Source organism: Myxococcus sp. AS-1-15, assembly GCF_020037055.1.
GTDB lineage: Bacteria > Myxococcota > Myxococcia > Myxococcales > Myxococcaceae > Myxococcus > Myxococcus fulvus.
Window position 1 is genome coordinate 266,517 of record NZ_JAIQDF010000001.1, and the last position, 25,842, is coordinate 292,358.

The 25,842-nt window shown below is 69.0% G+C and carries 24 protein-coding genes; 2 read left to right on the forward strand and 22 right to left on the reverse strand.

The window, feature by feature from the left end; all coding sequences use genetic code 11:
- Positions 1 to 56: 56 nt before the first annotated feature.
- Positions 57 to 671 carry a hypothetical protein gene (locus K8625_RS01050; RefSeq protein WP_223748369.1) on the forward strand — a complete coding sequence of 205 codons (615 nt, stop codon included), beginning with the start codon at positions 57 to 59 and terminating at the stop codon, positions 669 to 671.
- On the opposite strand, the gene K8625_RS01055 is transcribed toward K8625_RS01050, so the two are convergent.
- The 5 genes from K8625_RS01055 to K8625_RS01075 form a co-directional block, all read right to left on the reverse strand.
- On the reverse strand, positions 668 to 1,636 hold the full coding sequence (locus K8625_RS01055) for a hydrolase (RefSeq protein WP_223748370.1): 969 nt from the start codon (positions 1,634 to 1,636) through the stop codon (positions 668 to 670). The two genes, K8625_RS01050 and K8625_RS01055, sit on opposite strands and share 4 nt — an antisense overlap.
- Before the next feature lie 44 nt (positions 1,637 to 1,680).
- Positions 1,681 to 2,025 carry a YkgJ family cysteine cluster protein gene (locus tag K8625_RS01060; RefSeq protein WP_223748371.1) on the reverse strand — a complete coding sequence of 115 codons (345 nt, stop codon included), beginning with the start codon at positions 2,023 to 2,025 and terminating at the stop codon, positions 1,681 to 1,683.
- 21 nt (positions 2,026 to 2,046) lie between these two features.
- Positions 2,047 to 3,186: a hypothetical protein gene (locus K8625_RS01065; protein WP_223781596.1), complete on the reverse strand. Its 1,140-nt coding sequence runs from the start codon at positions 3,184 to 3,186 to the stop codon at positions 2,047 to 2,049.
- Between the two features lie 22 nt (positions 3,187 to 3,208).
- Positions 3,209 to 4,165, reverse strand: coding sequence for a GNAT family N-acetyltransferase (locus K8625_RS01070; protein WP_223748373.1), 957 nt, complete (start codon positions 4,163 to 4,165; stop codon positions 3,209 to 3,211).
- A 69-nt stretch (positions 4,166 to 4,234) separates the two neighbouring features.
- Entirely contained in the window at positions 4,235 to 4,900 is a 666-nt protein-coding gene (locus K8625_RS01075) for a hypothetical protein (RefSeq protein WP_223781597.1), read from the reverse strand.
- A 181-nt stretch (positions 4,901 to 5,081) separates the two neighbouring features.
- Between K8625_RS01075 and K8625_RS01080 the strand changes: the two genes are divergently transcribed.
- On the forward strand, positions 5,082 to 6,074 hold the full coding sequence (locus tag K8625_RS01080) for a DUF481 domain-containing protein (RefSeq protein WP_223781598.1): 993 nt from the start codon (positions 5,082 to 5,084) through the stop codon (positions 6,072 to 6,074).
- Between the two features lie 85 nt (positions 6,075 to 6,159).
- Here the strand turns inward: K8625_RS01080 and K8625_RS01085 are convergent, their stop codons facing one another.
- The 17 genes from K8625_RS01085 to K8625_RS01165 form a co-directional block, all read right to left on the reverse strand.
- The gene (locus tag K8625_RS01085; RefSeq protein WP_141332233.1) at positions 6,160 to 6,609 is read right to left on the reverse strand and encodes a cytochrome C oxidase subunit IV family protein; all 450 of its coding nucleotides are present in this window, start codon (positions 6,607 to 6,609) and stop codon (positions 6,160 to 6,162) included.
- A gap of 13 nt (positions 6,610 to 6,622) precedes the next feature.
- Positions 6,623 to 7,285, reverse strand: coding sequence for a cytochrome c oxidase subunit 3 family protein (locus tag K8625_RS01090; protein ID WP_223781599.1), 663 nt, complete (start codon positions 7,283 to 7,285; stop codon positions 6,623 to 6,625).
- A complete protein-coding gene (ctaD, locus tag K8625_RS01095) occupies positions 7,275 to 8,942 on the reverse strand; it encodes a cytochrome c oxidase subunit I (protein ID WP_046715924.1) in 1,668 nt (555 codons plus the stop codon). The genes K8625_RS01090 and ctaD overlap by 11 nt, the downstream gene beginning before the upstream one ends.
- On the reverse strand, positions 8,926 to 9,972 hold the full coding sequence (coxB, locus tag K8625_RS01100) for a cytochrome c oxidase subunit II (RefSeq protein ID WP_223748377.1): 1,047 nt from the start codon (positions 9,970 to 9,972) through the stop codon (positions 8,926 to 8,928). Before coxB ends, ctaD begins: the two co-directional genes overlap by 17 nt.
- On the reverse strand, positions 9,969 to 10,850 hold the full coding sequence (locus tag K8625_RS01105; RefSeq protein WP_141332230.1) for an SCO family protein: 882 nt from the start codon (positions 10,848 to 10,850) through the stop codon (positions 9,969 to 9,971). Before K8625_RS01105 ends, coxB begins: the two co-directional genes overlap by 4 nt.
- Before the next feature lie 35 nt (positions 10,851 to 10,885).
- Positions 10,886 to 11,347, reverse strand: a complete 462-nt coding sequence (locus K8625_RS01110) for a hypothetical protein (protein WP_074951071.1) — start codon at positions 11,345 to 11,347, stop codon at positions 10,886 to 10,888.
- On the reverse strand, positions 11,344 to 12,588 hold the full coding sequence (locus K8625_RS01115; RefSeq protein WP_223781600.1) for a hypothetical protein: 1,245 nt from the start codon (positions 12,586 to 12,588) through the stop codon (positions 11,344 to 11,346). Before K8625_RS01115 ends, K8625_RS01110 begins: the two co-directional genes overlap by 4 nt.
- A complete protein-coding gene (locus K8625_RS01120) occupies positions 12,585 to 13,178 on the reverse strand; it encodes a cytochrome c (protein ID WP_223748379.1) in 594 nt (197 codons plus the stop codon). Before K8625_RS01120 ends, K8625_RS01115 begins: the two co-directional genes overlap by 4 nt.
- Positions 13,175 to 13,720 (reverse strand): DUF3341 domain-containing protein, encoded by a 546-nt coding sequence (locus K8625_RS01125; RefSeq protein ID WP_223748380.1) that lies wholly within the window; start codon positions 13,718 to 13,720, stop codon positions 13,175 to 13,177. The genes K8625_RS01120 and K8625_RS01125 overlap by 4 nt, the downstream gene beginning before the upstream one ends.
- Before the next feature lie 4 nt (positions 13,721 to 13,724).
- A complete protein-coding gene (gene nrfD, locus K8625_RS01130) occupies positions 13,725 to 15,128 on the reverse strand; it encodes an NrfD/PsrC family molybdoenzyme membrane anchor subunit (protein WP_223748381.1) in 1,404 nt (467 codons plus the stop codon).
- A 3-nt stretch (positions 15,129 to 15,131) separates the two neighbouring features.
- Positions 15,132 to 18,287: a TAT-variant-translocated molybdopterin oxidoreductase gene (locus K8625_RS01135; RefSeq protein WP_223782043.1), complete on the reverse strand. Its 3,156-nt coding sequence runs from the start codon at positions 18,285 to 18,287 to the stop codon at positions 15,132 to 15,134.
- The gene (locus tag K8625_RS01140) at positions 18,284 to 18,946 is read right to left on the reverse strand and encodes a cytochrome c3 family protein (RefSeq protein ID WP_141329433.1); all 663 of its coding nucleotides are present in this window, start codon (positions 18,944 to 18,946) and stop codon (positions 18,284 to 18,286) included. The genes K8625_RS01135 and K8625_RS01140 overlap by 4 nt, the downstream gene beginning before the upstream one ends.
- A gap of 459 nt (positions 18,947 to 19,405) precedes the next feature.
- A complete protein-coding gene (locus K8625_RS01145) occupies positions 19,406 to 19,783 on the reverse strand; it encodes an HNH endonuclease (protein ID WP_223781601.1) in 378 nt (125 codons plus the stop codon).
- 1 nt (position 19,784) lies between these two features.
- The gene (gene pdeM / locus K8625_RS01150; RefSeq protein WP_223781602.1) at positions 19,785 to 20,438 is read right to left on the reverse strand and encodes a ligase-associated DNA damage response endonuclease PdeM; all 654 of its coding nucleotides are present in this window, start codon (positions 20,436 to 20,438) and stop codon (positions 19,785 to 19,787) included.
- Positions 20,408 to 22,831, reverse strand: a complete 2,424-nt coding sequence (locus tag K8625_RS01155; protein WP_370641877.1) for a ligase-associated DNA damage response DEXH box helicase — start codon at positions 22,829 to 22,831, stop codon at positions 20,408 to 20,410. Before K8625_RS01155 ends, pdeM begins: the two co-directional genes overlap by 31 nt.
- Positions 22,832 to 22,961: 130 nt before the next feature.
- Positions 22,962 to 24,557, reverse strand: coding sequence for an ATP-dependent DNA ligase (locus tag K8625_RS01160; RefSeq protein WP_223781604.1), 1,596 nt, complete (start codon positions 24,555 to 24,557; stop codon positions 22,962 to 22,964).
- Between the two features lie 3 nt (positions 24,558 to 24,560).
- Positions 24,561 to 25,625 carry a ligase-associated DNA damage response exonuclease gene (locus K8625_RS01165; RefSeq protein WP_370641865.1) on the reverse strand — a complete coding sequence of 355 codons (1,065 nt, stop codon included), beginning with the start codon at positions 25,623 to 25,625 and terminating at the stop codon, positions 24,561 to 24,563.
- Positions 25,626 to 25,842 lie beyond the last annotated feature (217 nt).

Below are 25,842 nucleotides of genomic sequence, written 5' to 3' on the forward strand. Positions count from 1 at the left end.
TTGGCAAGGTCAGGGGCCGCGGAGCGTCGCGGCGGCTTGGGGTGGGGATTCGACGCATGGGGACGCGGTCCACGCTGCTCGCGTTGGTGGTGCTGCTCGTGGCACCGATGGCGAGCGCATTCGAGGCAGGGGATATTCGCCGTCGGGCGACACAGGACCCCGAGCGGGTCGCGCCCTTCGGGTTGATGCTGGACGCGGGGGTGACGGAAGGCGCGGGGTTGTCCATCTCGTTCCGTCCCGCGCGGGTGGTGCGGCTGCATCTGGGCGCCACGCACAACGGAGTTCGCGCCGGCGCGCGGGCGGGGCTCACGCTGTTGCCGCTGCGAAGCCGGGTGTCGCCCGCCTTCAGCGTGGAGATTGGCCACGCGCAGCCCGCGGACGTGCGCGCCCTGGAGCGCAGGCTGGCGGACCTGTCACTGCCGCCGCTGCCGTCGCTCGAGCGCGTGGGCTACACGTACGCGAGCGGACTGGTGGGCTTCGAGGTCAGCATGCCCCGGAGCATCACCTTCTTCGTGCGCGGCGGGGTGAGCTTCATGGAGCTGTATGGCCCCAGCTTGAAGGACCTGGACGAGCCGCTCCGGGGCACCGTCGGGCCCGCGGAGGACCGGTCGTGGATGCTGCGCACCGTGCGCCCCACGGCGAAGCTCGGCTTCATCCTGAACTTCGGCTAGCGGAAGGTGTCGAAGAAGGCCAGCGCCTGGTCTTCCGCCCAGAAGCGGGGACGGTGCAGCTTGCCGGCGACGAAGCCCACGTGTCCGCCGTGCGGGGTCAACACCACGCTCAGGTGCGGGTTGTCCTTCGCTTCCGGCGGGATGACGGGCGCCTGCAGCATCGGGTCATCCTCGGCGCTGATGAGCAGCGTGGGCTTGCGGATGGCGTGCAGCCTGGGGCCCGACGAGGACTCGGCGTAGTAATGCTCCGCGCTGTTGAAGCCGTGCAGGGGCGCGGTGACGGCGTGGTCGAACTGGCGCACCGTGCGCGCAGCCTCCATGGCCCGGCCGTCGAAGGCGTTGGGGAAGCGCTTGAGCTTCGCTCGCGCCTTGCTCTTGAGCGTGCGCAGGAAGCGCTCGCGGTAGATGCGGTGGAACGGGCCGGGACCATCCAGCTTGGCGCAGCACGCGTCCAGGTCGTACGGCGCGCTGATGGACGCGGCGGCGCGGACGGGGGCCTCCTCGCCCTGGTCCTCGAGCAGTCGGCAGAGCACGTTGGCGCCCAGGGAGAAGCCCACGGCGAAGAGTGGCCCGGTGACGCGGGCGCGCAAGTCCCGGAGCAGCCCGAGCGCGTCGTCGATGTGGCCCGAGTGGTACGTGCGCGCCAGCCGGTTGGGCTCGCCGCTGCAGGAGCGGAAGTTGAGCGCGGTGGCGCCCCAGCCGCGCTGGGCCGCGCCCCGGAGGATGGCGGTGATGTAGCCCGCCTGGGAGGAGCTCTCCAGCCCATGCAGGGCCACCACGTGCGGCGCGCCGCTGGGGCCGTCGAAGGTGTCCAGATCGACGAAGTCGCCGTCGGGCAGCTCGCGCCGCTGGCGCTTCAGCGGAGGGGCGTGACGGGGACGCACGAAGTTCGCGTAGATGGTCTGCGCGTGTTCGTTCGTCAGGCCCGGCGCGGCGACGAATGGCTCGGTCGGCTGGAAGCTCACGGCCGGGGGATAGCGCCCCGGCTCGCGGGGGACAAGGGGCCGTGTCAGGCCGGCTCGTCCGGGCGTTCTCCACCGGGCGCTCCGGCCTGAAGCCTGGCGGCGGCCTGCCGGGCGCGCTTCATGGAGGGGCAGCCCTGCTCCTTCACGGCGCGGGCCTCCTCCGTCAAATCGAAGAGGGCCAGGTACTTGTGCACGCGCTCGTCCAGGGTGGGCGCCTCGATGAGGCGGCACACCTCGTCGGCCTGGTAGTCGCGGCAGATGTTCGGCCGCTGCTCGTAGATGGCGCAGAGGTTGTCGGGCAGCAGGTGCGGGCACCTGAGCCCGAGCGGCTTGTCGAGCGCCGCGATGTCCGGCGCCACGCAGCAGGCGCCACAGAGGGTGCATTCCATGGGGGCCTCAGCCTCGTGGGCTCAACGTGGGACGGCCTTCTTCACTTCCCCGCCGTTCGTCACCGTGAGGACCACGCCCTGGCCCTTCTTCCACGACAGGAACTCGGCCTCCGTCTTCGGCTCCAGCACCTGCTCCTTCACCCCGTCGTCCTCGTAGCGCACGTTCACCACGTACGCCTCCTCGCGCCGCTGACGGTCCTGCGGTCCCACCTGGAGCGTGGGCCAGCGCGGGGCGCCGTCCTGGCCGGAGGCCTCGCGCCGGTCCACCTTGCGCCACTCGTGCGTGTCATAGGTGCACCGCCGCGCGTAGACGGGCTCGTTGCGGTAGCGCGTCTGGTTCTGACAGTCCTCATAGGACTCGTTGCAGTACTTCGTCACGTCCTCGCAGACCTCCTCCGCGAAGCCGTTGCCCTTGTCGCGTCGGCGGCACTTCTCCTCGGTGCCACACGCCACCCTGCGCGTCTTGGAGCGGCACACGCGCTCGGTGCCGTCCGCCACCTTGCGCGTGCCGCGCTGGCGCTCCACGCAGCCGCGCACGTTCTCCACGCCGGCGATTTCTCCCGCGCCGTTGACGGGCATGCGCGCGCTCGCCTGGCGCAGCTCGTCCGCCCAGCCCTCCTTCTCCACGCGGGTGAAGCGCTCCTGCACCACCGCCATCTTCCACGACGTGCCCGTCACTTCACCCGGGTAGTCGTGCGTCTGGTTCGACCAGCCCGAGTACACACAGGTTCCGAAGCAGCACGACAGCAGCGCACCCAGCAACAGCCACATCCCCAGCCGGGGCTTCTTCTTCGGGGGAGGGGCGGGAGCGGGCGCGGGACCGGACAAATCCTTCCGGGGCCCCACCTTCGAGTCCGACTCGCGCTCGGCGTTGCAGTGCTTGCAGCGGGGATGGTCACCCCGGTTGGCGGCGCCGCAGAAGGCGCAGAACCAGTCCTCGCCCGCGTTCGCCATCTCCACGGCCTTCTCGTCCGTCACGCCCTCGCGCAGGGACCTGCCGCTCGCCGCGTCCACGTCGCCGAAGTCGAAGTCCGACTCGTCGCCCGACAGCTCCCGCGGGTTGTTGCAGGTGGGGCAGCGCTTGTGCCGCGCGAGGATGTCCTTGGCGTCGCACGAGGTGCAGTTCCAGGTGCCTTCGATGATGCGCGTGCGCTTGGCCATGTCGGGACATCCTAGCCGCGCGTCACACCCAGAGGGCGCGCGAGAAGGTCACCCGCTCGGCGGGCGGCAGCCCGTCCCTCAGCGGACGCAGCATGGGCAGCGAGCCCTCCCGGGCCACGCGCGTGGCGCCCGGAATCCGCGCCAGCCAGGGCAGGGTGCCCGGCTCCTCCCAGACGACCACGCGGGACAGGCCCGCCCGGTGCGCCACGCCCCGCGCGGCCTCCATCAGGGCCATGGAGTCCTCGAGCGACTCCGCGTCGAACAGCAGCACCACCAGCTCGCCGTAGCGGGCCATCATCGCCCACAGCGCGAACGAGCGGCCCACCACCGCGCCGCAGGCCTCCGGCCGGGGGCGACGCAAGAGCTCCGCGTAGACCCGCTCCCGCTCCAGGTGCCAGTCCACCTGCGCCGGGCTCGGCCACAGCAGGAAGGGCACGTCCGGACGCTGCAGGCGCCCCATCACCTCCGGCACGTCCCCGTCGCACAGGAGCGCGTCCACCGCGTGCGTGGACAGTCCACCCATGGCGGGCAGGTTCCAGTCCCACGCGGGCGCCTCGCGATAGCCCGAGCGCCGGTAGAGCGGCGCGCCCACGTCCGAGAAGAGCAGGGCCGCGTGCCGGTCCTGGCCCTCCTGGGCGACGTGCTCGGCGACCTGGTCCATCAGCCGCGTGGCGTGTCCGTGGCCGCGCAGCTCGGGCACCGTGAAGACGCTGGCGATGGCCTCGCTGACGCCGGGCGTGGCCACGCCGTCCGGGCCGCGCAGGTGGCTGTCGGTGCGGAACGTCTCGCACGAGGCCAGCACCTGTCCGCCGTCGTCGACGAGCAGCCAGGTGCGCATGCCCTCGCGGCACCAGGGATGCGCGCGCAGCCGCACCTCGCGCTGGTGGAACTGCTCCACGGTGAGGGGCGAGCCCCAGGCGGCATGGGTGACGCGGTCGCGCTCGGCTTTCTGGGCGTCGGTGGCGAGGACCAAGGGCATGTCACGCCAGGGTATCGCCACCCGGCCATCCCGTGCATCACCCGGTTCCCGCGAAGCCGTCCGTCCGCCTCACAGGCGCGTGCTGTACGGGAAGCGCACGTGGAACTGGAGGTAGGCCTGGCCCACGTGGAAGATGCCGTCGCGCACCCGGTCCGGCAGCCCCAGCCCGCCCAGCTCCTGCGGCACGTAGAGCGCGGACTCCCAGCCCAGGCTGATGAGGAAGCTCTTGGAGAGCTGCAGCTCCAGGTCCACGCCCAGCTCCGCGCCCGGCCTCACGAAGTGCGTGTCCGCCAGCGTGTCCGAGTGCAGGTACGCATACGTCAAGAGCACCCCACCACCCACCGCCAGCCGCACCGGGCCGGACGTCAACGGCAGCCCCAGCCCCAGGGGCTTCCAGGTGACGCCATACATGCCGGTGTCGCGCACCTTGGGGGAGATGATGAGGGCGTCGGGGATGAAGATGGACGGGGAGATGCGCACCTCGTCCACGCTCTTGGCGTACTTGCGGTAGCGGGACGGGATGGCGCGCTGGTTCTTCTTCAGCCAGTCCTTGTCCAGCACCGCCTCGACGGAGAGCTTCAGCCCGGTGTGGATGGGCTGGTCGTCGAAGACGGGCCCGAAGAACAGGAACGCGGCGGGCCCCACGCCCACGTCCACGGGCACCGTGACGTTCCGCGCGGCGGCCACCACGGGGGACAAGAGCAGGCACAGCGACGCGATGCGGGCGAGGTGCATGGTGGGAATCCTCCTGGGTGAAGCCAGCCCCGCCCCGGAATTAAGCACAACCCGCGAATCAACCATTGCCGCACCGAGCGTGTTTGGAGCAGGAAGGAGGCGCGCCGGCCCGGGGGGAGCCGAGGACGTCTCGCGTCGCCCCGAATCCAGGTCCGGCGGCACCGAGACGACTGGAGAACCGATGCTTTCCGCCGCCCTTCTGATTGCCACCTCCCTGCAGGCCCAGACGCCTGCGCCCACGCCCGCCGCGCAGGAGCCCGCCGCCCCCGTCGCGGCCGCGCAGGCCACCACGCCCGAGGAGCGCGCCGCCGTCGCCGCCGAGCGCGCCGCCGCCGCCGCCGAGCGCGCCGCGGAGGCCAGCGTCCGCGCCGCCGAGGCCGCCGAGCGCGCCGCGGGGGTCATCGCCGGCACCCCGGCCGCCCCGGGCGCCGCCGCCCCCGCGGATGAGAAGAAGAAGAAGGAGGAGTGGGACATCACCCTGGGCCTGGGCCTCATCTCGCTGACGGGCAACGCCTCCACGCTCACCTTCAGCGGCCTGGCCAGCGCGCAGCGCACGACGGAGCACTGGATTGTCGGCATCCGGGGCTACGGCAACTACGGCCGCAGCCGCCCGCCCGAGGTGGCCGGGGAGGAGCAGGAGTCGCAGCTCGTCGCCCTCAACGCGGGCCTGGAGCTGCGCGGAGACCGCCGCTTCACGCAGATGCTCAGCGGCTACCTGCTGACGGGCGCCGAGACGGACCACGTCAAGAGCGTGGAGTCGCGGACCATCGGCGAAGGCGGTCTGGGCGTGCTGTGGTGGGACGAGAAGAAGAAGGACGAGCGCGAGTCCTACCTGCGCACGGACCTGGCCTTCCGCTATGCGCGCGAGACGCGCTTCCAGTACTACCCCTCGCGCCTGGACCTGCCGGACGTGGACATCGGCGGCCCCCGCTTCGGTGTCGCCTTCCGCTACGGCATCACCAAGGACGTGCTCTTCAAGGAGGACGCCGAGGTGCTCCTGAGCGTCATCGGCGACTCGCGCGTGCTGGTGAACAGCCAGACGCAGCTGGCGGTGAACCTGACGGAGGCGCTCTCCCTGGGCGTCAGCTTCCTGGTGAAGCACGACAGCAAGCCGCCCGAGGGCAAGGTGCCCACGGACACCGCGCTGGCCTTCAACTTCCAGGTCGCGCTCTAGCCCGCAAAAGCAACGCGGCGCCGAAGGAAGGTCCTCGGCGCCGCGGCTTGATTCGAAGGGGCGGGTGAGTGCCCCTCGAGGGACGTCAGTGGCTCGGCGCGGGAGGCGTGTCCTTGAGCTCCGGGGGCTGCACGCCGCCGCCGAAGCGGCCGCGCTGCGCACCCGTGCCGATGTCCGGCGGCTGCAGGTCGCTGTACTGCGAGCCCGGCGGGTTGGCGCCGCGGAAGCGCGTGCCCAGGTCCGCCATGGGGATGACGAGCGCGAGAATCACGAAGACGATGGACACGGCGAAGATGAGCCGGTTGACGCCCTGGTGCTCCGCGAGGTGCATGAAGTACAGCGTCACCAGCGTGCCCTTCACCGTCGCGATGACGATGGCGAGCAGCAGGCCGAACGACGGCAGGTGCATCCGGCCGGTGACGACGGTGACGACCGTCAGCACCAGGAGGACACCCCAGATGAGCCAGTAGCGGCCCGCTCCGTGGTGCTCCGTCATGTTCTTCTCTTCCTGATGGGATTCGTTGGCGATGGCCATGGTGGTGTCGCCCTCAGACCAGGTACAGCATGGGGAACAGGAAGATCCACACCAGGTCGACGAGGTGCCAGTACATGCTGCCCAGCTCGACCATCGTGTAGTTCTTCGGACCGAAGTCGCCCTTGAAGGCGCGAATCATCGCCACCGTCAGCACGCCCATCCCGATGAGGACGTGCAGGCCGTGCAGCGCCGTCGAGCAGAAGTAGACCGTGAAGTACAGCGAGATGCCCGGCAGCTGGATGTCCGGGTAGCTGTAGTAGCGGCCCGGCAGCGTCCCGACGTGGAACTTGTGGCTGTACTCGAAGTACTTGATGACGAGGAAGGCGACGGCCATCAGGAGGGTGAGCGCCAGCATCACGCCCACCTTCTTGTTCTCGCCGTGCTTCGCGTGGTGCACCGCGAGCGCCGCCGTCAGCGAGGACGTGATGAGGACCACGGTGTTCACCGTGCCCATCGTCAGGTCCAGGCTGCGGCTGCCCGCCGCCCACGCCTCCGGGAAGAGGAAGCGGTAGCAGCCGTAGCAGACGAAGAGGCCGGCGAAGAGCAGGATTTCCGTCGCCAGGAACAGCCACATCCCCAGACGGGCGGCGTGGTTCTGCACCTCGAGCGACGCGAAGTGCATCGCCAGGCGCGGCGTGTTGGCCGCGCCGTCGGCGGTGTGAGCGCTAGACTGCATCGGGAACCTCGGCCTTCTTCGGGTCGACGTAGAAGTGGGGCTCCTCGGGGAACGTCGGCTGAGGCCCCACGAAGTTGTGCGTCGGCGGAGGAGACTCGCTCAGCCACTCGTAGCCCTTGCTGCGCCACGGGTTCTTGCCAGCGGCCTTGCCGTAGACCAGCGCGTACGCCAGGTACATGGCGATGATGATGAACCCGAAGGCCAAGAGCGTCGCGCCCGCGGTGGAGGCGACGTTCAGCGCCTGGAAGCGCTCCGGGTAGTCATAGTACCGGCGCGGCATGCCGTTGTTGCCCAAGAGGAACTGGGGGATGAACGTGGCGTTGAACCCCAGGATGATGAGCGCCGCGGACACCAGGCCCCATCCCTCGTGGTACGTGCGCCCGAACATCTTCGGGAACCAGTAGTGCAGGGCGGCCAGGAAGGCCATGATGGTCGCGCCCACCATGATGAAGTGGAAGTGCGCCACGACGAAGTACGTGTCGTGCCACGCCACGTCCAGCGACACCGTGCCCAGCGCGATGCCCGTCATGCCACCGAACACGGTGAAGAACAGGAAGCCGCAGAAGTAGGCGAAGGGCGTCTTGAAGTCGACCGCGCCCTTGTAGACGGTGCCCACCCAGTTGAAGACCTTGATGGCGGTGAACACACCCACCAGCATGGTCAGCACGCCGAACACGCCGGCGTCGAAGGTGGACTGGCCGGACACGAACATGTGGTGGCCCCAGGCGAAGAAGCCCACGAAGGCGATGCCCAGGGACGAGTACGCCACCGCGCGGTAGCCGAAGATGTTCTTGCGGCTGTACGTGCTGACGATCTCGCTCATCACGCCGAAGGCCGGCAGCACCATGATGTACACGGCCGGGTGGCTGTAGAACCAGAACAGGTGCTGGAAGAGCACCGGGTCGCCGCCGCGCGCCGGGTCGAACATGCCGAAGCTGAACAGGTTCTCCACCGTCACCAGGACCAGCAACAGGCCGATGACCGGCGTCGCGAGCACCTGGATGCAGCTCGTCGCGTAGATGGCCCACACGAACAGCGGCATCTTGAACCAGGTGATGCCCGGCGCCCGCATGGTGTGGCAGGTGACGATGAAGTTGATGCCCGTGGCGATGGAGCTGAAGCCGATGATGAACGCGCCGAACAGCACGGGCGCCACCGTCGTCGTCGTGTGCGTGCTGTACGGCGTGTAGAACGTCCAGCCCGTGTCCAGGCCGCCGTTGAGCATGCCCCACAGCGCCAGCACCGCGCCCGCCAGGTAGATGTAGAGCGAGGCCAGGTTCAGTCGCGGGAAGGCCACGTCCTTGGCGCCCAGCATCAGCGGCAGCATGAAGTTGCCGAAGACGGCCGGAATCGCCGGAATCATGAACAGGAAGATCATGACCAGGCCGTGGAGCGTGAACGTACGGTTGTACGTCATCGCGTCCATGATGGTCGGGCCCGGGGTGAGCAGCTCCACCCGGATGAGCAGCGCGAAGATGCCGCCCACGAGGAAGAAGAGCAGGACCCAGAACAGGAACATCAGGCCGATGCGCTTGTGGTCCACCGTCAAGAGCCAGCTCTTGATGGTGGTGCCGTCCACCAGATAGCTCGGGTGGTGGTCGTGGTGCTCGTCGTGCGGGGCGGCCCCCGCCGTGTCGATGCTACTGGATGGGGTCATAGGCGGGTCCCTCGGAGGCGCCCTCGCGGACGTTCGGAGTGCGAAGCGACTTGATGTATTCGACGATGGCGGCCGTCTCGGGGCCCTGCAGCTTGCCCTGGTACGTCGGCATCACGTTCTGGTAGCCCGCCACCAGGTGGGCTCCCGGGTCCATCATCGACTGGGTGATGTAGGCCTCGTCCACCCGGATGTCCTGACCGTCGTCGAGCTTCTCCACGCGGTCATACATGCCGAGGAAGGTGGGGCCGATGTGCGCCGAGCCGTCCACCGAGTGGCACTTGAGGCAGCCCTGCGTACCGGCCAGGATCTGCCCCTGCTCGACCATCCGGGCGACCGGCGGCACCAGCGAGGTGTCCGCGAGCGCGTCCTGACGGTCCTGCAGCCGGCCGCGGCGCTGCTCCTTGATCCAGTCCTCGTACTCCTCCTCGGGGAGCACGACGACCTCGGCCAGCATCTTCGAGTGCGACAGGCCGCAGTACTCGGTGCAGAGCACCTGGTACGTGCCGGGCTTGGTCGCCTCGAACCAGATCTGCGTGTAGCGACCCGGCAGCGCGTCCATCTTGATGCGGAACGCCGGCACGTAGAACGAGTGCAGCACGTCACGGGACGTGATGAGCAGGCGCACGGGACGGTTGGCGGGGACGTGCATCACGTTCACGCCGTTGGGGCCCTCCGGGTAGGAGAACTTCCACATCCACTGCTTGCCCATGACGTAGACGTCCATCGCGTCCTTGGGCGGCGTGGTGACCCAGGTGAAGTCCCGGAAGCCGATACCGAACCAGGCCAGGAAGAACACCAGCGGCACGGAGACGAAGAGGAACTCCGTCTTCAGCGTGGGGACGACGTACTCCGTCGCCTGGGCGGGGAGCCGCCGGCGGTACCGGAAGAACATGAACAGCGCCGCGAGGCCGACACCCGTGGACATCACCATCGTCGTTCCCACGACGAAGTGGTGCAGCAGGTCGACCCGTTCCGCGAACGTGGACGCGCTCTCCGGGAGGAACAGAAGGTTGTTGAGAAGCTCGCTCATGCCGCCGCGCCTTTCTTCAGCTCGCGCCTCCAGAAATAGATCAGCATCGTCGCCAGGGCGAAGAAGACGGCCAGTGCGCCCAGGCGGATGAACCCGAAGATGTAGAAGCCATACCGCCGGGTGGCGGTGTCATACTTGAAGCAGGACATCACCACGCGGTCGAAGCTGGTACCCACGCGGCCGCCGGCCGCCTCCAGCAACGCCAGCTTCATGTCCTTGGGAGGGAAGTCCGTCCCGTACAGGTACCGCGACAGCGTCCCTTCCGGCGTGAGCACCATCACCACCGCGGGGTGGGCGTACTGCCTGGTGCTCTCGTCGTACGTGTACTTGAAGCCCACCGCGTCCGCGAGGCGGCGGATCTCCGCGTCCGTCCCGGTGAGGAAGTGCCAGGGCGCGCTCTCGGGCTTGCCCATGGACTGAAGGTGCTTGCGCCGGCGCTCGCTGCTCATCGCCGGGGTGTCCTCGGGGTCCACGCTGATGGTGACCGCCTCGTAGTCGCGGCCCAGCTCCAGACCCAGCTCCCGCATCGTCTTCACCTGGGCGTTGAGCACCAGGTTACAGAGCATGGGGCAGTTGTAATAGACGAGCGTCAGCAGCGTGGGCAGCGTCTTGGGCAGCACCGTCCCCAGCGTCACCTCCTGGCCATTGGAGTCCAGGAAGCGGGTGAGGGGAGGAACCGGGTCACCCAGGTGCTCCTCCACGTCCACGCCCTTCAACTGGGGCGGGGCGTCCTGCTGGGCCTCGACGATGGAGCGGGGCGTCTTGCCACCGCCGGGCATCGCCGGGGCCGGGGTCGCCGTGCCCAGCACCAGGGCCACCGCGACGAGCATCCCCAGGCGGGGGGCGCACTGGGGGATGTGGGAGAAGAGGGACATCATCGCGAGCGGCTCTTACGTGATGCTGGCGGCGGAAGCTACTGCCGAGGAGCCGGGGTCGGCTCCTGGGGCTGCTCGGGGGCCGGCGCCGGGGCGGGCGGAGGCGGGGCGTTCTGCTTCGTGATGACCGTCTTCATGGCCTCGTCCAGGGACGGATGGGCCTTGACACCCGGCTGGTCACCCCAGCCGGCCTTGAGCGCCTGCTGCTGGCCGCCGATCTTCTCCTCGGCGTGCCAGTCCTGCTCGAACAGGCGCTGGTTGACGATGCCCACCTCGTACTGCCCCATGGCCGCGGGAATCGGAGGAGGACCGTCCGGCTGGGCCTCCTTCATGGTGCGCACCTGGATGGCGTAGGCCCAGACGATGCCCACCGCGAAGATGACGAGCGAGCCGACACCGATGCCCACCACCTTGCTCATGACGATGTGGTCTTCCTCGGCGGCCACACCGTGGGCGCCGACGATGACACGCGACTCGAGCTCAACCTGGGTCTTCTTCATGGCTGCACGTACCTCAGGGACTCCGCGATGTAGGGGTCCTTCACCGGCATCGTGTAGCTGTTGCTCGCGTTCTTCAGCGCGAACCCCACCGCGATGCCACCCACGCCCACGAACGAGGTGACGAGCGTGATGATGCTGATCGGGTTGGCCAGCAGCTGAGGCCCGGCATTGCCCGTCAGCGCCGGCCAGATGAGCCAGTACAGGTCGAACGCGTGGACCGCCAGCAGGTAGAAGGCCACCAGCGACAGCTTGCGGGGCTGCAGCTTCAGATTTCGCGACAGCAGCGTGAAGAACGGCAGCACGAAGTGCAGGAAGAACAGGGCGATGGAGGCCGGCTTCCACGCTCCGAAGATGCGCAGGCCGTACCAGGGCGCCTCTTCCGGGATGTTGGCGATCCACACCAGCATGAACTGGGAGAAGGCGATGTAGGCCCAGAACGCCGTGAAGGCCAGCATCAGCTTGCCCAGGTTGTGGAAGTGGGCCGTCGTCACCAGGTTGCCGAACAGGCCCTGGCCCCGGGCGTACGTCGCGACGATGGTCAGGATGCAGAACGCCGACAGGAAGCTGCCCGCGAAGTAGTACACGCCGAAGATGGTGGACTGCCACAGCGGCGTCAGGCTCATCAGCCAGTCGAAGGACGCGAAGGTGATGGTCAGCGCCAGGGGAGGGAGCATGCCCGGGGAGAAGCGGCGCAGCCGCCGGGTGAAGTCCAGGCCGCCCTCGGTGTCCTGCTGCACGCTCAGCTTGCGCAGCTTCCACGCGGCGAAGATCCACACCGCGAAGTAGATGACGTGACGGATGCCCATGAAGTCCGGGCGCAGGTACCAGTGGATCTTGTGCGACAGGTGCTCGGCTTCCAGGCCGGTGATGCTCGCGGCCAGCGGCGAGCCCGGCCACCAGGGGTACAGGTAGCCCGCCATGAAGACCAGCGGGATGATGAGCGCCACGAAGACGGGGATGGTGGACGCACCCGTCTCCATCGTGCGGCGCAGCAGGATGAGCCACTTGGCCTTGGCCGTGTGGAAGATGGCGATCATGATGATGAACGCCACGCTGATGCCCACCCAGTAGGTGAACGCGAGCAGGTAGCTGTGGGCGGCGATGCCCTTCGCGTCGGTGGCGAAGAAGATGGCCAGGGTGGCCAGGATGCCCAGGACGCCCACGCCGAACGCCGGCACCATGTACTTCGGCGTGCCGGTGTAACGCTCGAGGGGAACGGAGGCTTCGGCTGCGGGGCTCATCGGTTCTCCTGCGGGACGGGCTGCTGACCGGCCGTCCGGATGTTTCGGGCTTCCTGGAGGGCTCGCACGTAGGCGACCACGGCCCAGCGCTCGCGCACGTCGAGCTCGCCGGAGAAGGACGGCATCACACCGTAGCCCTCGTTGATGGCCGTGTAGAAGTGACCCGCCGGCTTGGTCTCCAGCTCCAGCAGCGACGGAGGCAGGCGCAGGGCCATGTTCTCCGCCACCACGCTGTTGCCGTCGCCGAGCACGCCGTGGCACTGCGAGCAGACGATGTTGTACTTGCGCTGGCCCAGCGTCAGCAGCGCCTGGTCCACCGTCACGGGGATGGTGGCCGTGGGCTGGCCGTTGGCGCGGCCGGTGACGGCCGTCTGGCGGGCGATGGGGTCCTTGATTTCGGACACGCTCGCGAAGCGCTCACGCGGAATGGTGTTCGCCGGGGGCTGGCGCATGGCGCGGCCATCCGCCCAGAAGTCCGAGGCCTCGTAGTACTCGTACTTGGCCTGGTGCTCCATGCGCTGCAGGAACTCCGAGGGGACGTCGCAGCCCGACAGCGCGACGAGTCCGGCGGCGGGGATGAGCCACCTCATTCCTTCTCTCCCGTGACGACGGTCACCTGGGTGGCACCCAGGGCCTTGAGCTGGTCGATGACGGCGGTGGAGTCCTGGCCCGTCGCGTGCGGCACGCTCAGCCAGTAGCCGTGCGTGGACGCCGTGCGGAACTCCTCGGACTCGAAGACGGGGTGGTACGGCTGCGGCAGCCGGCTCAGCCCCAACAGGCCGAAGAAGATGCCGAACGCCGCGAACAGCACCGACAGCTCGAAGGTGATGGGCACCCACGCCGGCAGCGACAGCAGCGGGCGACCGCCGATGTTCAGCTTGTAGTCGATGGTGTTCATCCACGTCTGCATGGAGAGCGCCGTCACCAGGCCCGTCAGGCCGCCGCACAGGGCGATGAAGGGCACGCGGGACGGCGGGAGGCCCAGGGCCTCCGAGCCGCCGTGCAACGGATAGGGGGAGTACGTATCCATCCCCTGGAAGCCCTTCTCCCGCATCTGGCGGGTGGCATCCACGAGGATGTCTGGCGTCGCGAACTCGGCCAGCACCCAGGAATCGAGGACCTTGGCTTCCATGACTCTAGTGCGCTCCGTGGCTGTTGTGGTGGGCGGCGTGCTTGAGCTCGAGCTGGAGCTCCTTCACCTCGCTGATGGCCACCGCGGGCACGAACTTCAGGAACAGCAGGAACAGGGTGCCGAACAGGCCCAGCGTTCCCACGTAGATGCTCCAGTCCACCCACGTCGGCGAGTAGATGCCCCAGGACGACGGCAGGAAGTCCTGGCTCAGCGACGTGACGATGATGATGAAGCGCTCGCACCACATGCCGATGTTCACGGCGATGGAGGCGACCCACATGATGGGGATGCTGGTCCGGCACTTCTTGAACCAGAAGATGTTCGGCGTGATGACGTTGCAGGCGATCATCAGCCAGTACACGCCGGCGTAGGGGCCCGTCGCGCGGTTCACGTAGAACGTCCAGAACTCGTACTGGTTCTGCGAGTACCACGCGATGAAGTGCTCCATCAGGTACCCGTAGGAGACGAGCAGGCCCGTCGCCAGGATGACCTTGTTCATGTTCTCCAGGTGCCGGTCCGTGATCACGTCCCGCAGGCCCAGGTACTTGCGCGCCGGGACGATGAGCGTGATGACCATCGCGAAGCCGCTGAACACGGCGCCGGCCACGAAGTAGGGCGGGAAGATGGTCGCGTGCCAGCCGGGCAGCAGGGAGACGGCGAAGTCGAACGAAACGATGGTGTGCACCGACACGACCAGCGGCGTGGAGAGGCCGGCCAAGAGCAGGTACGCAATCTTGTAGTTGTGCCAGTGACGACCGGAGCCGCGCCAGCCGAGCGCGAACAGGCCGTAGATGGTCCGCTGCAGCTTCGTCTTGGACGAGTCACGCAGCGCGGCCAGGTCCGGGATGAGGCCCACGAACCAGAACAGCGCGGACACCGTGAGGTACGTGGAGATGGCGAACACGTCCCACACCAGCGGCGAGCGGAACTGCGGCCACGCGCCCAGGGTGCTGGGGTAGGGGAACAGCCAGAAGGCGAACCAGGGACGGCCCGTGTGGAGCAGCGGGAACAGACCCGCGCACATGACGGCGAACAGCGTCATGGCTTCGGCGAAGCGGTTGATGCTCGTGCGCCACTTCTGCTGGAAGAGCAGGAGGATGGCGGAGATGAGCGTACCGGCGTGGCCGATACCGACCCACCAGACGAAGTTGATGATGTCGAACGCCCAGCCGACCGGCTGGTTGTTGCCCCACACGCCGATACCGCGGGCCAGCGTGTAGGTGACACCGATGACGAGCAGACCCAGCGCGCTGAGCGACAGGCCGAAGAGCATGAACCAGCCCTTGCCCGGCTTGCGCCAGACATGGTCCAGCAGCGTCTCGTTGAGTGACTTGTCGTCGTGGTGCGGCGCGACGAGGTCCCGTGGCTCGAGCGGGTCGAGCGGGTGGTGGGCAGCGGTCTCGGCCATGGCTTAGTGGCTCCCTTCCTGCGGCGCGGCCTTGGCCGGCTCGAGGGCGGTATTCGGGTTGCGCACGCGGATGAGGTGCGCGGTGCGCGGACGGGTGCCCAGCTCGTGGAGGAGCTTGTAGGCGCGCACGTCCTCATGGAGCTGCGAGACGAGCTGCTTCTCGTCGTGGAGGGAGCCGAAGACGATGGCCTGGGCGGCGCACGTCTGCTGGCAGGCCGTCTTGAGGTCGGCCTCCTTGATGAGCTCCTTCTTGACGCGCGCGTCGATGCGAACGCGCTCGATGCGCTGGACGCAGTACGTGCACTTCTCCATGACGCCGCGGTTGCGCACCGTGACGTCCGGGTTCATCAGCATCTTCTCGGTGGCCGTCTTGTCCGCGGTGTAGTGCAGGTAGTTGAAGCGGCGGACCTTGTAGGGGCAGTTGTTGGAGCAGTACCGCGTGCCGACGCAGCGGTTGTACACCATGTCGTTCAGGCCCTCGTCCGAGTGCACCGTGGCGTTCACCGGGCACACGTACTCGCAAGGCGCCTTCTCGCAGTGCACGCACGCGACGGGCTGCATGACCATCTTCGGGTCGTTCTCCGGACCCTCGAAGTACCGGTCGATGCGCAGCCAGTTCATCTCGCGGCTGACGGCCACCTGGGCCTTGCCCACCACGGGGATGTTGTTCTCGGCCTGGCAGGCGATGACACAGGCGCTGCAGCCCGTGCAGCGCGACAGGTCGATGGCCATCGCCCACTTGTAGCCGTTGTACTCGAAGGGCTCGAGGTTGTCCTGGATGCCCAGCTTCAGCTCACCCTTCACGCGGTGCAGGGTGTGCTGGGTGGCGACCGAGGGGTTCTCCAGCTCGGACAGCGGCATGTCCAGCGCGATGGGGCGGTTCTCCATGCGCCAGTGCGTCTGGGTCAGGCTGAACTTGTGGGTGCCTCGCACCTTGGTGAGCGTGGCGCCGCCGTCGAACCAGGGGTTCTTGCTGGTGCGAATCAGGTTGGCGTTGAAGCCCACGCCCTTGGCGACCTGCTCGTGCAGGCCGTCGCGGCCGTAGCCCAGCGCCACCGTGACGGTGTCGTCCTCGTGACCGGGGACCACCCACACCGGGACCGTCAGCTTCTGGCCGGCGTAGGACAGCTCCGCCAGGTCGCCAGGGGACAGGCTCAGCTTCTTGGCCGTGTCGGGGCCGACGAGCGCGGCGTTGTCCCAGGTCATCTTGGTGATGGGCTCGGGCAGCTCCTGCAGCCAGGAGTTGTTGCCGAAGCGGCCATCGTAGACCTTGTAGTCCGTGATGAAGTTCAGCTCGAGGTCACCGGTGGCCGGGGGCGTGTAGCCCGCGACCAGCGAGGCCGCGGCGCCGAAGTCCGGGGCGGTGGCCACGGCGGCGGACGCGGTGTTCTCGATGAAGCCCTGGGACACCCACGTCTCCCAGCGCGCCTCGAAGTCCGCCGCGTTGGCGGACTGGCCGCGCCAGTAGTCGCGCAAGAGCTGGTAGGCGGGGCGGAAGGGCTCGTCCAGGAACATGGCGAGCAGCTCCGCCTCCGGCACGCCCGCGAAGAGCGGCTGGATGAGCGGCTGCGCGATGGAGACGGTGCCGTCCACCGAGCGGCCGTCGCTCCACGTCTCCAGCGGGTGCGCCGCGGGGATGAACCAGTCGGCGTGAGCGCTGGTCTCGTCCTCGTAGAGGCCCGTGTAGATGACGTTCAGCTTGGCGCGGTTGGGGTGGTCCTTGCTGAGCACCTTGGCCAGGCCCACGTCCGCGGGGAGCGTGTAGACGGGGTTGTAGGCGGTGATGACCAGCGTGTCGACGCGGCCCGCCTCGATGTCCTCGACCAGGGCGCGCGCCTGCGACAGGCCGGTGGCCTCCGCGATGGACGCCTGGACGTAGCGGACGGTCTTGTTGGCGTTGCCGAGCGCGTCGTTGATGGCGTGGGCCAGCGCGTGCACGGCGGCCGGCTGACGCTCACCCGCGATGACGAGCGAGCGGCCCGGACCGGCGGCGCGCAGGTCGGCGGCGACCGCCTGCACCCAGTTGCCCATGTCCCCGCGCAGCTCCGACTTGGCGGCGGCGGGACCGGCGAGCGACGCGGCGCTGCCACCCACGGCCTGGGCCACGGCGGCGGCCAGTCCCAGGATCTCGCGGGACTTCAGGCGCTTGCGGTGGTCGGCCATGCCGCCGGTGATGGAGAAGCGGGCCTCCGCCATGTAGAGGCGGTTGAGCTTGCCCTTGCGCGGGTCGCGGCGGTCCGCGAACTCGCGGATGTGGCGCAGGTTGCCCGGGCAGCTCTCCAGGAAGTCCGCGTCCAGCGACAGCACGACGTCCGCGTTGGCGAAGTCGTACATCGCGGTGACGTGCTGGCCGCCGAACAGCGTGCGCAGGGCGTCCGCGCTGTTGTCCTGGTTGGAGGACGCGCTGAAGAAGCGCGCGTTGGGCAGCTTCTTCAGGATGCGGTTGCGCAGGTCACCCGTCAGCGGGGAGCCCACGGCCTCCGTGAGGAAGCGCACGCGCGAGCCGCCGTTGGCCGCCTTGGTCGAGAGCCCGGCCAGGGTCTCGTTGAGCACGCGCAGGGCGCGGGGGCTCTTGCCCTGGCGCAGCACGCGGGCGCGGCTGGGGTCGTACAGGGACAACAGCCATGCCTGCTCGAAGGTGCAGGCGGCGCCCTGGTTGATGGGGTGGTCCGGGTTGCCCTCGATCTTCACGGGGCGACCCTCGCGGGCGGTGATGAGCAGGCCGGAGGTGTGGCCCGACAGCGTCATCGCGGACGCGTAGTGCAGCGGGTTGCCGGGGGTGACCTCCGGCGGCGTCTTCGTGTACGGCAGCAGCTTCTCGTCCTGGGGACGGGTGCTGCAGGCCGTGGCGCCGGCCAGCGCGAGCGACGCGCCGAGCAGCTGCATGAACTCGCGGCGGACGAAGCCGGAGGGGGGCAGGTCCGCGCCCGCGGGGAACTCGGGGCGGGTCTCCTCCATGTACTCGGAGGTGCCCAGCTTCTCCTCGAGGCTGCGCCAGTACGTCTGGCCGTAGCCGTGCTCGGAGGCGTTCGCGTGCCGGGCGGCGTGGTCCAGCGCCTCACCCACGGCGTCGGGCGCCGGGGCAGGCCGGTCCGAGACGACCGGGAGCGCGAAGGAAGAGGACTCCTGCGACGGGGCGCCGTCGCGCTTCGTGTTCATCGGTGGCATGTGGAGCAGCTCTCGCGCGAGTGGACGTCGTACTCTTCCTTCAGCTTCTTGCCGAGCGCGGCGGCCTCGGCCTTGTCCTTGGGCGGGGTCCACGTCATCGACGTGATGAACTCCGCGGGCCGCAGGTTCGGCTCGGGGTTGCGGTGACACTCGAGGCACCAGGCCATGGTCAGCGGCGCGGCCTGCTCGATGGCGCCCATCTGGTCCACGCGGCCGTGGCACGTGGCGCAACCGACGCCCTTGTTCACGTGGATGGCGTGGTTGAAGTAGACGAAGTCGGGCAGGTTGTGGACGCGCACCCACTGGATGGGCATGTCCGCGAAGAAGGCCTTGCGCACCTCGGTCAGGTACGGGCTCTTGTTCCAGACCTGTGCGTGGCAGGACATGCACACGGTGGTGGACGGGATGCCCGCGGAGGGCGCCTTGTCCACGGACCAGTGGCAGTACTGACAGTCGATCTTCTCGTCACCCGCGTGGTGGCGGTGGTCGAATTCGATCGGCTGTTCGACGGGCATCTGCTGGTTCGTGACGTACGGAGACCGTACGTACGCCATGAGGCCGCCGATGCCGATGGCGGGCACGGCAAGAAGCGCCGCGGCGGAGAGCCGAGACACCGTGTTCGTCCAGCGTGGAAACAGAGGGCCGCTCATACCAGGACCATGGGCAAGGGGGCTTCAACGACTACGGTGAACGAGGAGGAGGAAGAGGCCAACGCGTGACTCGACGCGAACAGCGGCGGAACGATCCCGGCCCCGTGGGGGCGGGGGGGCGGCTCCTGGCGCGCGGAAGACGAAGCAGTCACGTCCAACGAAACCTCTATGGATGTTGCCGCGGGCGGGTCCCTCCTCCTGTCCAACCCAGCGCGGCGCGGGACCATTGACCATCGACACCGCAGTGTCAACCATTCTGATGTTGTGGCCGTGGGATACCATTTCCTCGCGCGGAGGCGGGAAATCGCGGTCCGGAAGCGATGAATCTCTCTTCTGGCGGGCGGAAGCGACGTTGAGTCGTTTCCGTCTGAGACGGATCAACGCCCCTGTTTCAGCCGCCCCCGGATGCGCGTGTCGGCCCTCACAGACAGGTCGTGTCGCGCGGGTGCGTGGGCTGACTCACTCCGGGTCGGAGTCCTCGTCGCCCCCATCTGGTGCGCGCCAGCGTTCGCGGCGGCGGGCGAGCAGCTTCTCGACCAGCTCCCGGGCGCGGGCATCGCGGTGGTAGTGGGGGTCGTGGCGGGTGCCCTTGCCCTGGTTGCAGCGGGCGCACGCCAGGGCCAGGTTCTCCAGGGTGTCGGTGCCGCCGGCGGTCCGCGGGACGATGTGCTCGATGGTGGCCCGGCTGATGGGCTCCCCATCCAGGCCCACCAACAGGTGGGCGTTGCAGTGCAGGCACTTGCCCAGCCAGGCCTCGCGTCCTCGATGTTCGGTGCGCTCGAAGGTGAGGTCCGTGGCGATGATGCCCAGGATCCTGCGGCGCTTGGCGGTGCTCATCCTACACCTCGACCACGGAAGGGCCGGCGAGGGCGAAGACGCGCTCGCCGGGGCGGCGGGTCATGTCGAAGCCGCCGGTGAAGGCGCTGAAGGCCGGGAGGACTCCCACATCCCGACCCAGGTGGAAGCATGGGAGACGGAGCCTGTCCCGGCCAGCCGACAGCCGCACGGTGGGGTGCAGATGCCCCGCCCACACGTAGCGACCTGTCTCGGGGGTGGGGTGGTGGGCGAAGCGGAAGGGCCCCTCATCCAGGTGGGACTCGTGGACGTCCAGGCGCCACGCGTCCGGCGGCGGGCCGGCCCTGAGGTCATGGTTGCCCCGGATGAGGACCATCGTCACGTCGGCGTGGGACTCACGCCAGGCGGCGAGTCTTTGGACGAGGGTGGGGGTGAGGCCCTCGCGGGCGTGGACCAGGTCGCCCAGGACGAGCAGCCGGCGCGCTTCGGTGGAGCTGAGCGCGGAGGACAGCCGGGCCAGGTCCTCGTCGAGCACGCCCAGGGGGAGGGGGATGCCGTGGCGCTGGAAGCTCTCCGTCTTGCCCCAGTGGAGGTCGGCCACGGCGAGCGTGCGGGCTTCGGGCCAGAAGAGGGCCCGCTCCGGGAGGAGCTCCAGCGGGGTGCCGCCTACGCGGACCTGGCATCGTCGCGGGTCCATCGCTCCTTCATTCGCTCCACGCGCTCCAGGAGGGACTCGTTGGAGACGCTGGCGCTGATGCGCTCGACGACCAGCGGGAAGGCCAGGGGTGTGGGCCTGCGGACATGGACCTGCTCCACGGGGCCCGCCTCCAGTCGCTCCAGGGCGTGCTCCAGGCGGCCCTGCTCGAATTGCTGTTCGAGCACCTCGCGTCGGGCCTGGAGCAGCAGCAGGTGTCCGGGGTCATGGCGGGCGAAGACGTCGTGGAGGAGGGCGGCGCTCGTCTGCACCTGTCGCGTGGACTTGCGGGCGCCGGGGAGGCCCGGGAGCACCAGCCCGGCGACGCGGGCGATGTCGCGGAACTGGCGCTTCGTCAGCTCACCCACGTTGACGCTCTCCAGCACGTCCTCCTCCAGATGCTCGCGCGTGAAGAGCGCGGGGCGCAGCGCCTCCTCGAAGGGGAAGGGCGCGGGGGTGACCAACTCCAGGCCGTAGTCGTTCACCGACACGCTGAAGGTGGCCTTCTGCAGCCGCGTCAGTCTCAGGGCGAGCAGGGCGGCCAGGCCCTCGTGCACCCGTCGGCCCTCGAAGGGGTAGAGGAAGAGGTGGTGACCGTCGCGCGTGTGGCACAGCTCCGCGAGCACCGCGTTCGCCGCGGGGATGCGGGACAGCTTCTCCTGGGTCTCCAGCACGGGCCACGCGGCGGCCAGCTCATCGGAGGTGACGTCACCGTGGCGCGCGGCATCGAGCGTGCGTCGCACCGCGGCGGCCAGGGAGGTGGACAGCGGCAGCCTGCTTCCGCCCCAGCGCGGGGTTCGCGTCACCTTCGTCTTCGCGGGGCGCACGTACGCGGTGAGACCCTGGAGTCGGTTGAACTCGAGCTTCTTGCCGCCGAACTGGAAGGTGTCTCCGGGGCGCAGGCGGCTGACATAGGACTCCTCCACGCTGCCCAGGCGGCCCCCGGTCCAGTAGCGCAGCTCCACCATCGCGTCCGAGGTGATGGTGCCGATGTTGAGCCGGTGCAGCCGCGCGACGCGTGGGTCCTTCACGACGAAGCGGCCGTCGTGCTCCTCCACGCGGCGGAACTCGGGGTAGGCGCTCAGCGTGGGGCCGCCCTCGCGCACCAGCGTAAGCGTCCAGTCGAACTCCTCGTCGGCGAGGCTCGCGTAGGCGGAGGCGCTCCGGACTTCCTCTCGCAGCGCCTCGCGGGTGAATCCGCCGCCGAGCGCGCAGGTGACGAGGTGTTGCGCGAGTACATCCAAAGGCTTGCTGGGTGGAAGGCGTGGCTCCACCTCCTTGCGCGCGAGGGCGTCCCTGGCTGCGGCCATCTCCACCAGCTCCAGCGCGTGCGTGGGCACGAAGAGGATGTTGCAGGTGGCGCCAGGACGATGGGCTCCGCGCCCCGCGCGCTGGAGCGTCCGGCCGATGCCCTTGGGGCTTCCGACCTGGACCACGCGCTCCACGGGGCCGAAGTCCACGCCGAGGTCCAGGGAGGAGGTGCACACCACGAAGCGCAGCGTGCCGTCCTTGAGGCCGCGCTCCACGCGCTCGCGCTCCTCCTTGTCGATGGAGCCGTGGTGCAGGGCGAGCAGGTGTTCCCAATCGGGGCGCGCGAAACGGAGACCTTCGTACCAGCGCTCCGCCTGTGAGCGCGTGTTGGTGAAGATGAGCGTGGACTGCTTCGGGTCCAGCCTCGCCGCCACGCCGGCCAGCATGGTGAAGCCCAGGTGGCCCGCCCAGGGGAAGCTGTCGACCGCCTCCGGCAGCAGCGTCTCCACTTCGACGGGACGTTCCATGTTCGCGCTGATGAGCGTGGGTGTGTGCCCGGTGCCGACGACATGGCGCGTGGCCTCGTCCAGGTTGGCCAGCGTCGCGGACAGGGCCCAGGTGCGAAGTCTCGGCGCGAAGTGCCGAAGCCGCGCCAGGGCAAGCTCTGTCTGTGTTCCCCGCTTGGAGCCGAGCAGCTCGTGCCACTCGTCGACGATGACGGCGCGCAGGCAGGAGAACAGCTCCGGTGCCCGCTCGTTCGACAGCATCACGGAGAGGGACTCCGGGGTGGTGATGAGCACCTCGGGGAGCCGCTCGCGCTGACGCTGACGCACGGATGACGAGGTGTCCCCGGTACGGCTCTCCACGTCCAGGTCCGTGTCCAGCACGCTCAAGGGTTCGAGGAGCGCCCGCTCCACGTCTCGCGACACCGCGCGCAGCGGCGTCACGTAGAGAATCTGGAGCCCCGTCTCGCCATGCTCCACCACGTCCGCGAGCGGGCCGAGATACGCGGCATAGGTCTTCCCCGCGCCGGTGGGGACGTGGATGAGCCCGCTGTCGCCTCTGCCGTACGCGGCCCAGGACTCCTCCTGGAACGCATGGGGCGTCCAGCCCTTCGACGAGAACCAGGCGCGCAGCCGCTCCATCGGCGGCGGGCCTCCGGTGACTCGCTCACGTGGGGTCGTCCGCTTGCGGCGCTTGGGAGGGGAGGGTGTCTGGGTTTCGCCTCGGAGCGCCTTGCGTCGGGCCTGGAGCTGCGCCTTCAGCGAAGGCGACCTACGCGCCGGCATGGAGCAGCTCCTTGAGCGAGTCCAGTGAGTCGGCGTCCTGGGGCTTCTTGTCCGTGCGCCACCGGGCGATGCGTGGGAAGCGCAGCGCGACGCCGGACTTGTGACGCGGTGAAGACTGGATGCCCTCGAAGTGCAGCTCGAAGACCTGCTCGGGCTCCACCGAGCGCACCGGTCCGAACTTCTCCCGCGTGTGCGAGCGAATCCACCGGTCCAGCTTGCCAATCTCCTCGTCCGTCAGCCCCGAGTACGCCTTCGTCACCGGCAGCAGGTCCGTCCCGTTCCACACCGCGAAGGTGTAGTCCGTGTACAGCGACGAGCGTCGCCCGTGTCCCGGATGCGCGTAGAGCAGCACCGCGTCCACGGTGAACGGGTCGATCTTCCACTTCCACCAGTCGCCCCGCTTGCGGCCCGTGAGGTATGCGGAGCTCTTGCGCTTGAGCATGAAGCCCTCGACGTTGCGCTCGCGGGCCTCGCTTCGCGTGTGCGCCAGCGCCTCCCATGACTCCGCCTCGACCGCGGGCGAGATGGGGAAGCGGGGATGCGCCTTCAGCACGGTCTCGAGGCGTGCGCGTCGCTCGTTCAGCGGCAGCGAGCGGATGTCCTGTCCTTCGTGCTCCAGCAGGTCGTAGACGATGAAGGCCGCGGGGGCCTCCGCGAGCACCTTGGCCGTCAGCTTCTGTCTGCCGATGCGACGCTGGAGCCGCGCGAAGGGCAGGGGCTTGCCGTCCTCGTACGCGAGCACCTCGCCGTCCAGCACCGTGCCTTCCGGCAGGGCCTTCGCGGCCTCGGTGATTTCGGGGAAGCGCTCGGTGAGCAGCTCCTCGCCCCGGCTCCACAGGTACACGTCTCCGTGGCGGTGGATGAGCTGGCCTCGGATGCCGTCCCACTTCCATTCGACCAGCCAATCCGACAGCTCGCCCAACGCCTCGGGGGGCTGCTCCAGGGGCGAGGCCAGATAGAACGGATACGGCCTGGAGCTCTCTGCGTCCGAGACATCCGGCGAGATGAGCTGCTGGAAGAACTCGCGCGACGGCGTCCAGGTGCCCATCAGTCGATGCGCGACATCTGGCGCGGGCAGCCCCGCGACCTTCGCCACCGCGCGCACCACCAACGTGGAGGACACGCCCACGCGCAGCTCGCCCGTGAGCATCTTGTTCAAGAGGAACACCTCGCGCCGGGGCATCGAGCGCCACCAGGACACGACCTGTTCGCGCTGCTCGGCCACGTCCAACTCGCGCAAGGGCAACAGTCGCTGGGTGAGCCACACCGAGAGCGGCAGCTCCTCCGGCTCGGCGGGCCGCTCCAGGTTGTCCAGCAACAGCGCGATGACCTCGGCCAGATCTCCGACGGACGCGTACACCTCCGCGAAGAGCCAGTCGGGGATGCCCGTCAGCTCCTGCGTCCATCCGACGAGCAGCTTCGTGGTGAGCAGCCGCTTCAGCTTCTGTCCCGTGAGGAAGTACAGCGCCCACGCGGCGTCCTCCGGGGGCGCCTCCGTGACGTAGCGCGTGAGCGCGTCCACCTTCGCGTTGGTGGACATGGTCTGGTCCAGCCGTTCGTACAGGTCCGCGAGTCTTCGCACGCGTCAGTCCTCCGCCTCGCCCTCGAAGGGCGTGGCCAGCGGGGAGGCATCCACACCCTTCTCTCGGAGGTAGCGCGCCAACGGTTCCGCGGAGCCGTGCGTGGTCAGCACGCGCTGCGCCCCAGTGTCCTCCACCGTGCGCAGCAGGTCCGGCCAGTCCGCGTGGTCCGACAACACGAAGCCCCGGTCGAAGCCGCGCCTGCGCCGGTTGCCGCGCACCCGCATCCACCCCGAGGCGAAGCCTGTCTCCATCTCCCCGAACCGGCGCATCCACGTGGAGCCGCCCGCGCTCGGCGGCGCGAGCACCAGCGCCCCCGCGAAGGACGTGCCCTTCTCCACCTCCGACACGAGCTGCGTGGGAATCATCTTCACCCCCGCCTCCCGGTACGCATCCACCAGGCCGTGCATCGCCCCGTGGATGAAGGCGGGCCGGCCCGTCAGCCGCGCCAGCTCCGCGAGGATTCGCTGCGCCTTGCCCAGCGCGTAGCAGAACAACACCACCGAGCGCCCCAACGCGCGGTTGGCGTCCCACCACCGCAGGATGTCTTCCGCCACCAGCCGCGTGTCGTCCCAGCGGAAGATGGGCAGGCCGAACGTCGCCTCGGTGATGAACGTGTGGCAGCGCACCACCTCGAACGGCGCGCACGTCGGGTCCGCCGCGCGCTTGTAGTCGCCCGAGACGACCCATACCTCGCCCCGGTGCTCCAGGCGGAGCTGCGCGCTGCCCAATACGTGCCCCGCGGGATGGAAGCTGACGGTGACGTCGCCAATCTTCAGCGGCTCGCCATAGTCCAGGGTGTCGATGGCGGAAGTGGCCCCCACGCGGCGCCGCAGCAGGGACTCGCCTGCTCGAGCGCCCAGGTAGCGCTGATGGCCGGAGCGCGCGTGGTCGCCATGGGCGTGGGTGATGAGGGCCCGCTCCACCGGCTGCCAGGGGTCGATGTGGAAGCCCCCAGGCTCACAGAAGAGCCCCTGGGGCGTCACCGTGACGAGCGGCCTTCGAGGGTTGAAGGAGACGGAGGCGTCCACAGTCCTTCTGAAATAACGAGGGCTTCCAGGGGTGACCACCCAGGGTGCGCGTGCCTCTCACCTGGGTCGCTCGCCGGCATGCTCGCCAGGCGCCCATCGCCCGAGCCGGCTTGCCGCGCACGGAAACATCCCGTCGTCGTGAAAGGGTGCGATGTCCCTCGCCCGGGGCGGGGCTCCGCGCTACACCGGTGGGGCCGTCGCGAACCGTGGTTTCTGCTCGCGAGGAGTGAGGCGCGGGCGCGGCTCCCCGTCGCTG

What these genes read in the sequence shown, in the direction of transcription:
- K8625_RS01050 (WP_223748369.1), top strand. Translation starts at nt 57, where the DNA reads ATGGGGACGCGGTCCACGCTGCTCGCGTTGGTGGTGCTGCTCGTGGCA.
- K8625_RS01060 (WP_223748371.1), bottom strand. Translation starts at nt 2,025, where the DNA reads ATGGAATGCACCCTCTGTGGCGCCTGCTGCGTGGCGCCGGACATCGCG.
- K8625_RS01065 (WP_223781596.1), bottom strand. Translation starts at nt 3,186, where the DNA reads ATGGCCAAGCGCACGCGCATCATCGAAGGCACCTGGAACTGCACCTCG.
- K8625_RS01070 (WP_223748373.1), bottom strand. Translation starts at nt 4,165, where the DNA reads ATGCCCTTGGTCCTCGCCACCGACGCCCAGAAAGCCGAGCGCGACCGC.
- K8625_RS01075 (WP_223781597.1), bottom strand. Translation starts at nt 4,900, where the DNA reads ATGCACCTCGCCCGCATCGCGTCGCTGTGCCTGCTCTTGTCCCCCGTG.
- K8625_RS01080 (WP_223781598.1), top strand. Translation starts at nt 5,082, where the DNA reads ATGCTTTCCGCCGCCCTTCTGATTGCCACCTCCCTGCAGGCCCAGACG.
- K8625_RS01085 (WP_141332233.1), bottom strand. Translation starts at nt 6,609, where the DNA reads ATGGCCATCGCCAACGAATCCCATCAGGAAGAGAAGAACATGACGGAG.
- K8625_RS01090 (WP_223781599.1), bottom strand. Translation starts at nt 7,285, where the DNA reads ATGCAGTCTAGCGCTCACACCGCCGACGGCGCGGCCAACACGCCGCGC.
- ctaD (WP_046715924.1), bottom strand. Translation starts at nt 8,942, where the DNA reads ATGACCCCATCCAGTAGCATCGACACGGCGGGGGCCGCCCCGCACGAC.
- coxB (WP_223748377.1), bottom strand. Translation starts at nt 9,972, where the DNA reads ATGAGCGAGCTTCTCAACAACCTTCTGTTCCTCCCGGAGAGCGCGTCC.
- K8625_RS01105 (WP_141332230.1), bottom strand. Translation starts at nt 10,850, where the DNA reads ATGATGTCCCTCTTCTCCCACATCCCCCAGTGCGCCCCCCGCCTGGGG.
- K8625_RS01110 (WP_074951071.1), bottom strand. Translation starts at nt 11,347, where the DNA reads ATGAAGAAGACCCAGGTTGAGCTCGAGTCGCGTGTCATCGTCGGCGCC.
- K8625_RS01115 (WP_223781600.1), bottom strand. Translation starts at nt 12,588, where the DNA reads ATGAGCCCCGCAGCCGAAGCCTCCGTTCCCCTCGAGCGTTACACCGGC.
- K8625_RS01120 (WP_223748379.1), bottom strand. Translation starts at nt 13,178, where the DNA reads ATGAGGTGGCTCATCCCCGCCGCCGGACTCGTCGCGCTGTCGGGCTGC.
- K8625_RS01125 (WP_223748380.1), bottom strand. Translation starts at nt 13,720, where the DNA reads ATGGAAGCCAAGGTCCTCGATTCCTGGGTGCTGGCCGAGTTCGCGACG.
- nrfD (WP_223748381.1), bottom strand. Translation starts at nt 15,128, where the DNA reads ATGGCCGAGACCGCTGCCCACCACCCGCTCGACCCGCTCGAGCCACGG.
- K8625_RS01135 (WP_223782043.1), bottom strand. Translation starts at nt 18,287, where the DNA reads ATGAACACGAAGCGCGACGGCGCCCCGTCGCAGGAGTCCTCTTCCTTC.
- K8625_RS01140 (WP_141329433.1), bottom strand. Translation starts at nt 18,946, where the DNA reads ATGAGCGGCCCTCTGTTTCCACGCTGGACGAACACGGTGTCTCGGCTC.
- K8625_RS01145 (WP_223781601.1), bottom strand. Translation starts at nt 19,783, where the DNA reads ATGAGCACCGCCAAGCGCCGCAGGATCCTGGGCATCATCGCCACGGAC.
- pdeM (WP_223781602.1), bottom strand. Translation starts at nt 20,438, where the DNA reads ATGGACCCGCGACGATGCCAGGTCCGCGTAGGCGGCACCCCGCTGGAG.
- K8625_RS01155 (WP_370641877.1), bottom strand. Translation starts at nt 22,831, where the DNA reads ATGGAGCGGCTGCGCGCCTGGTTCTCGTCGAAGGGCTGGACGCCCCAT.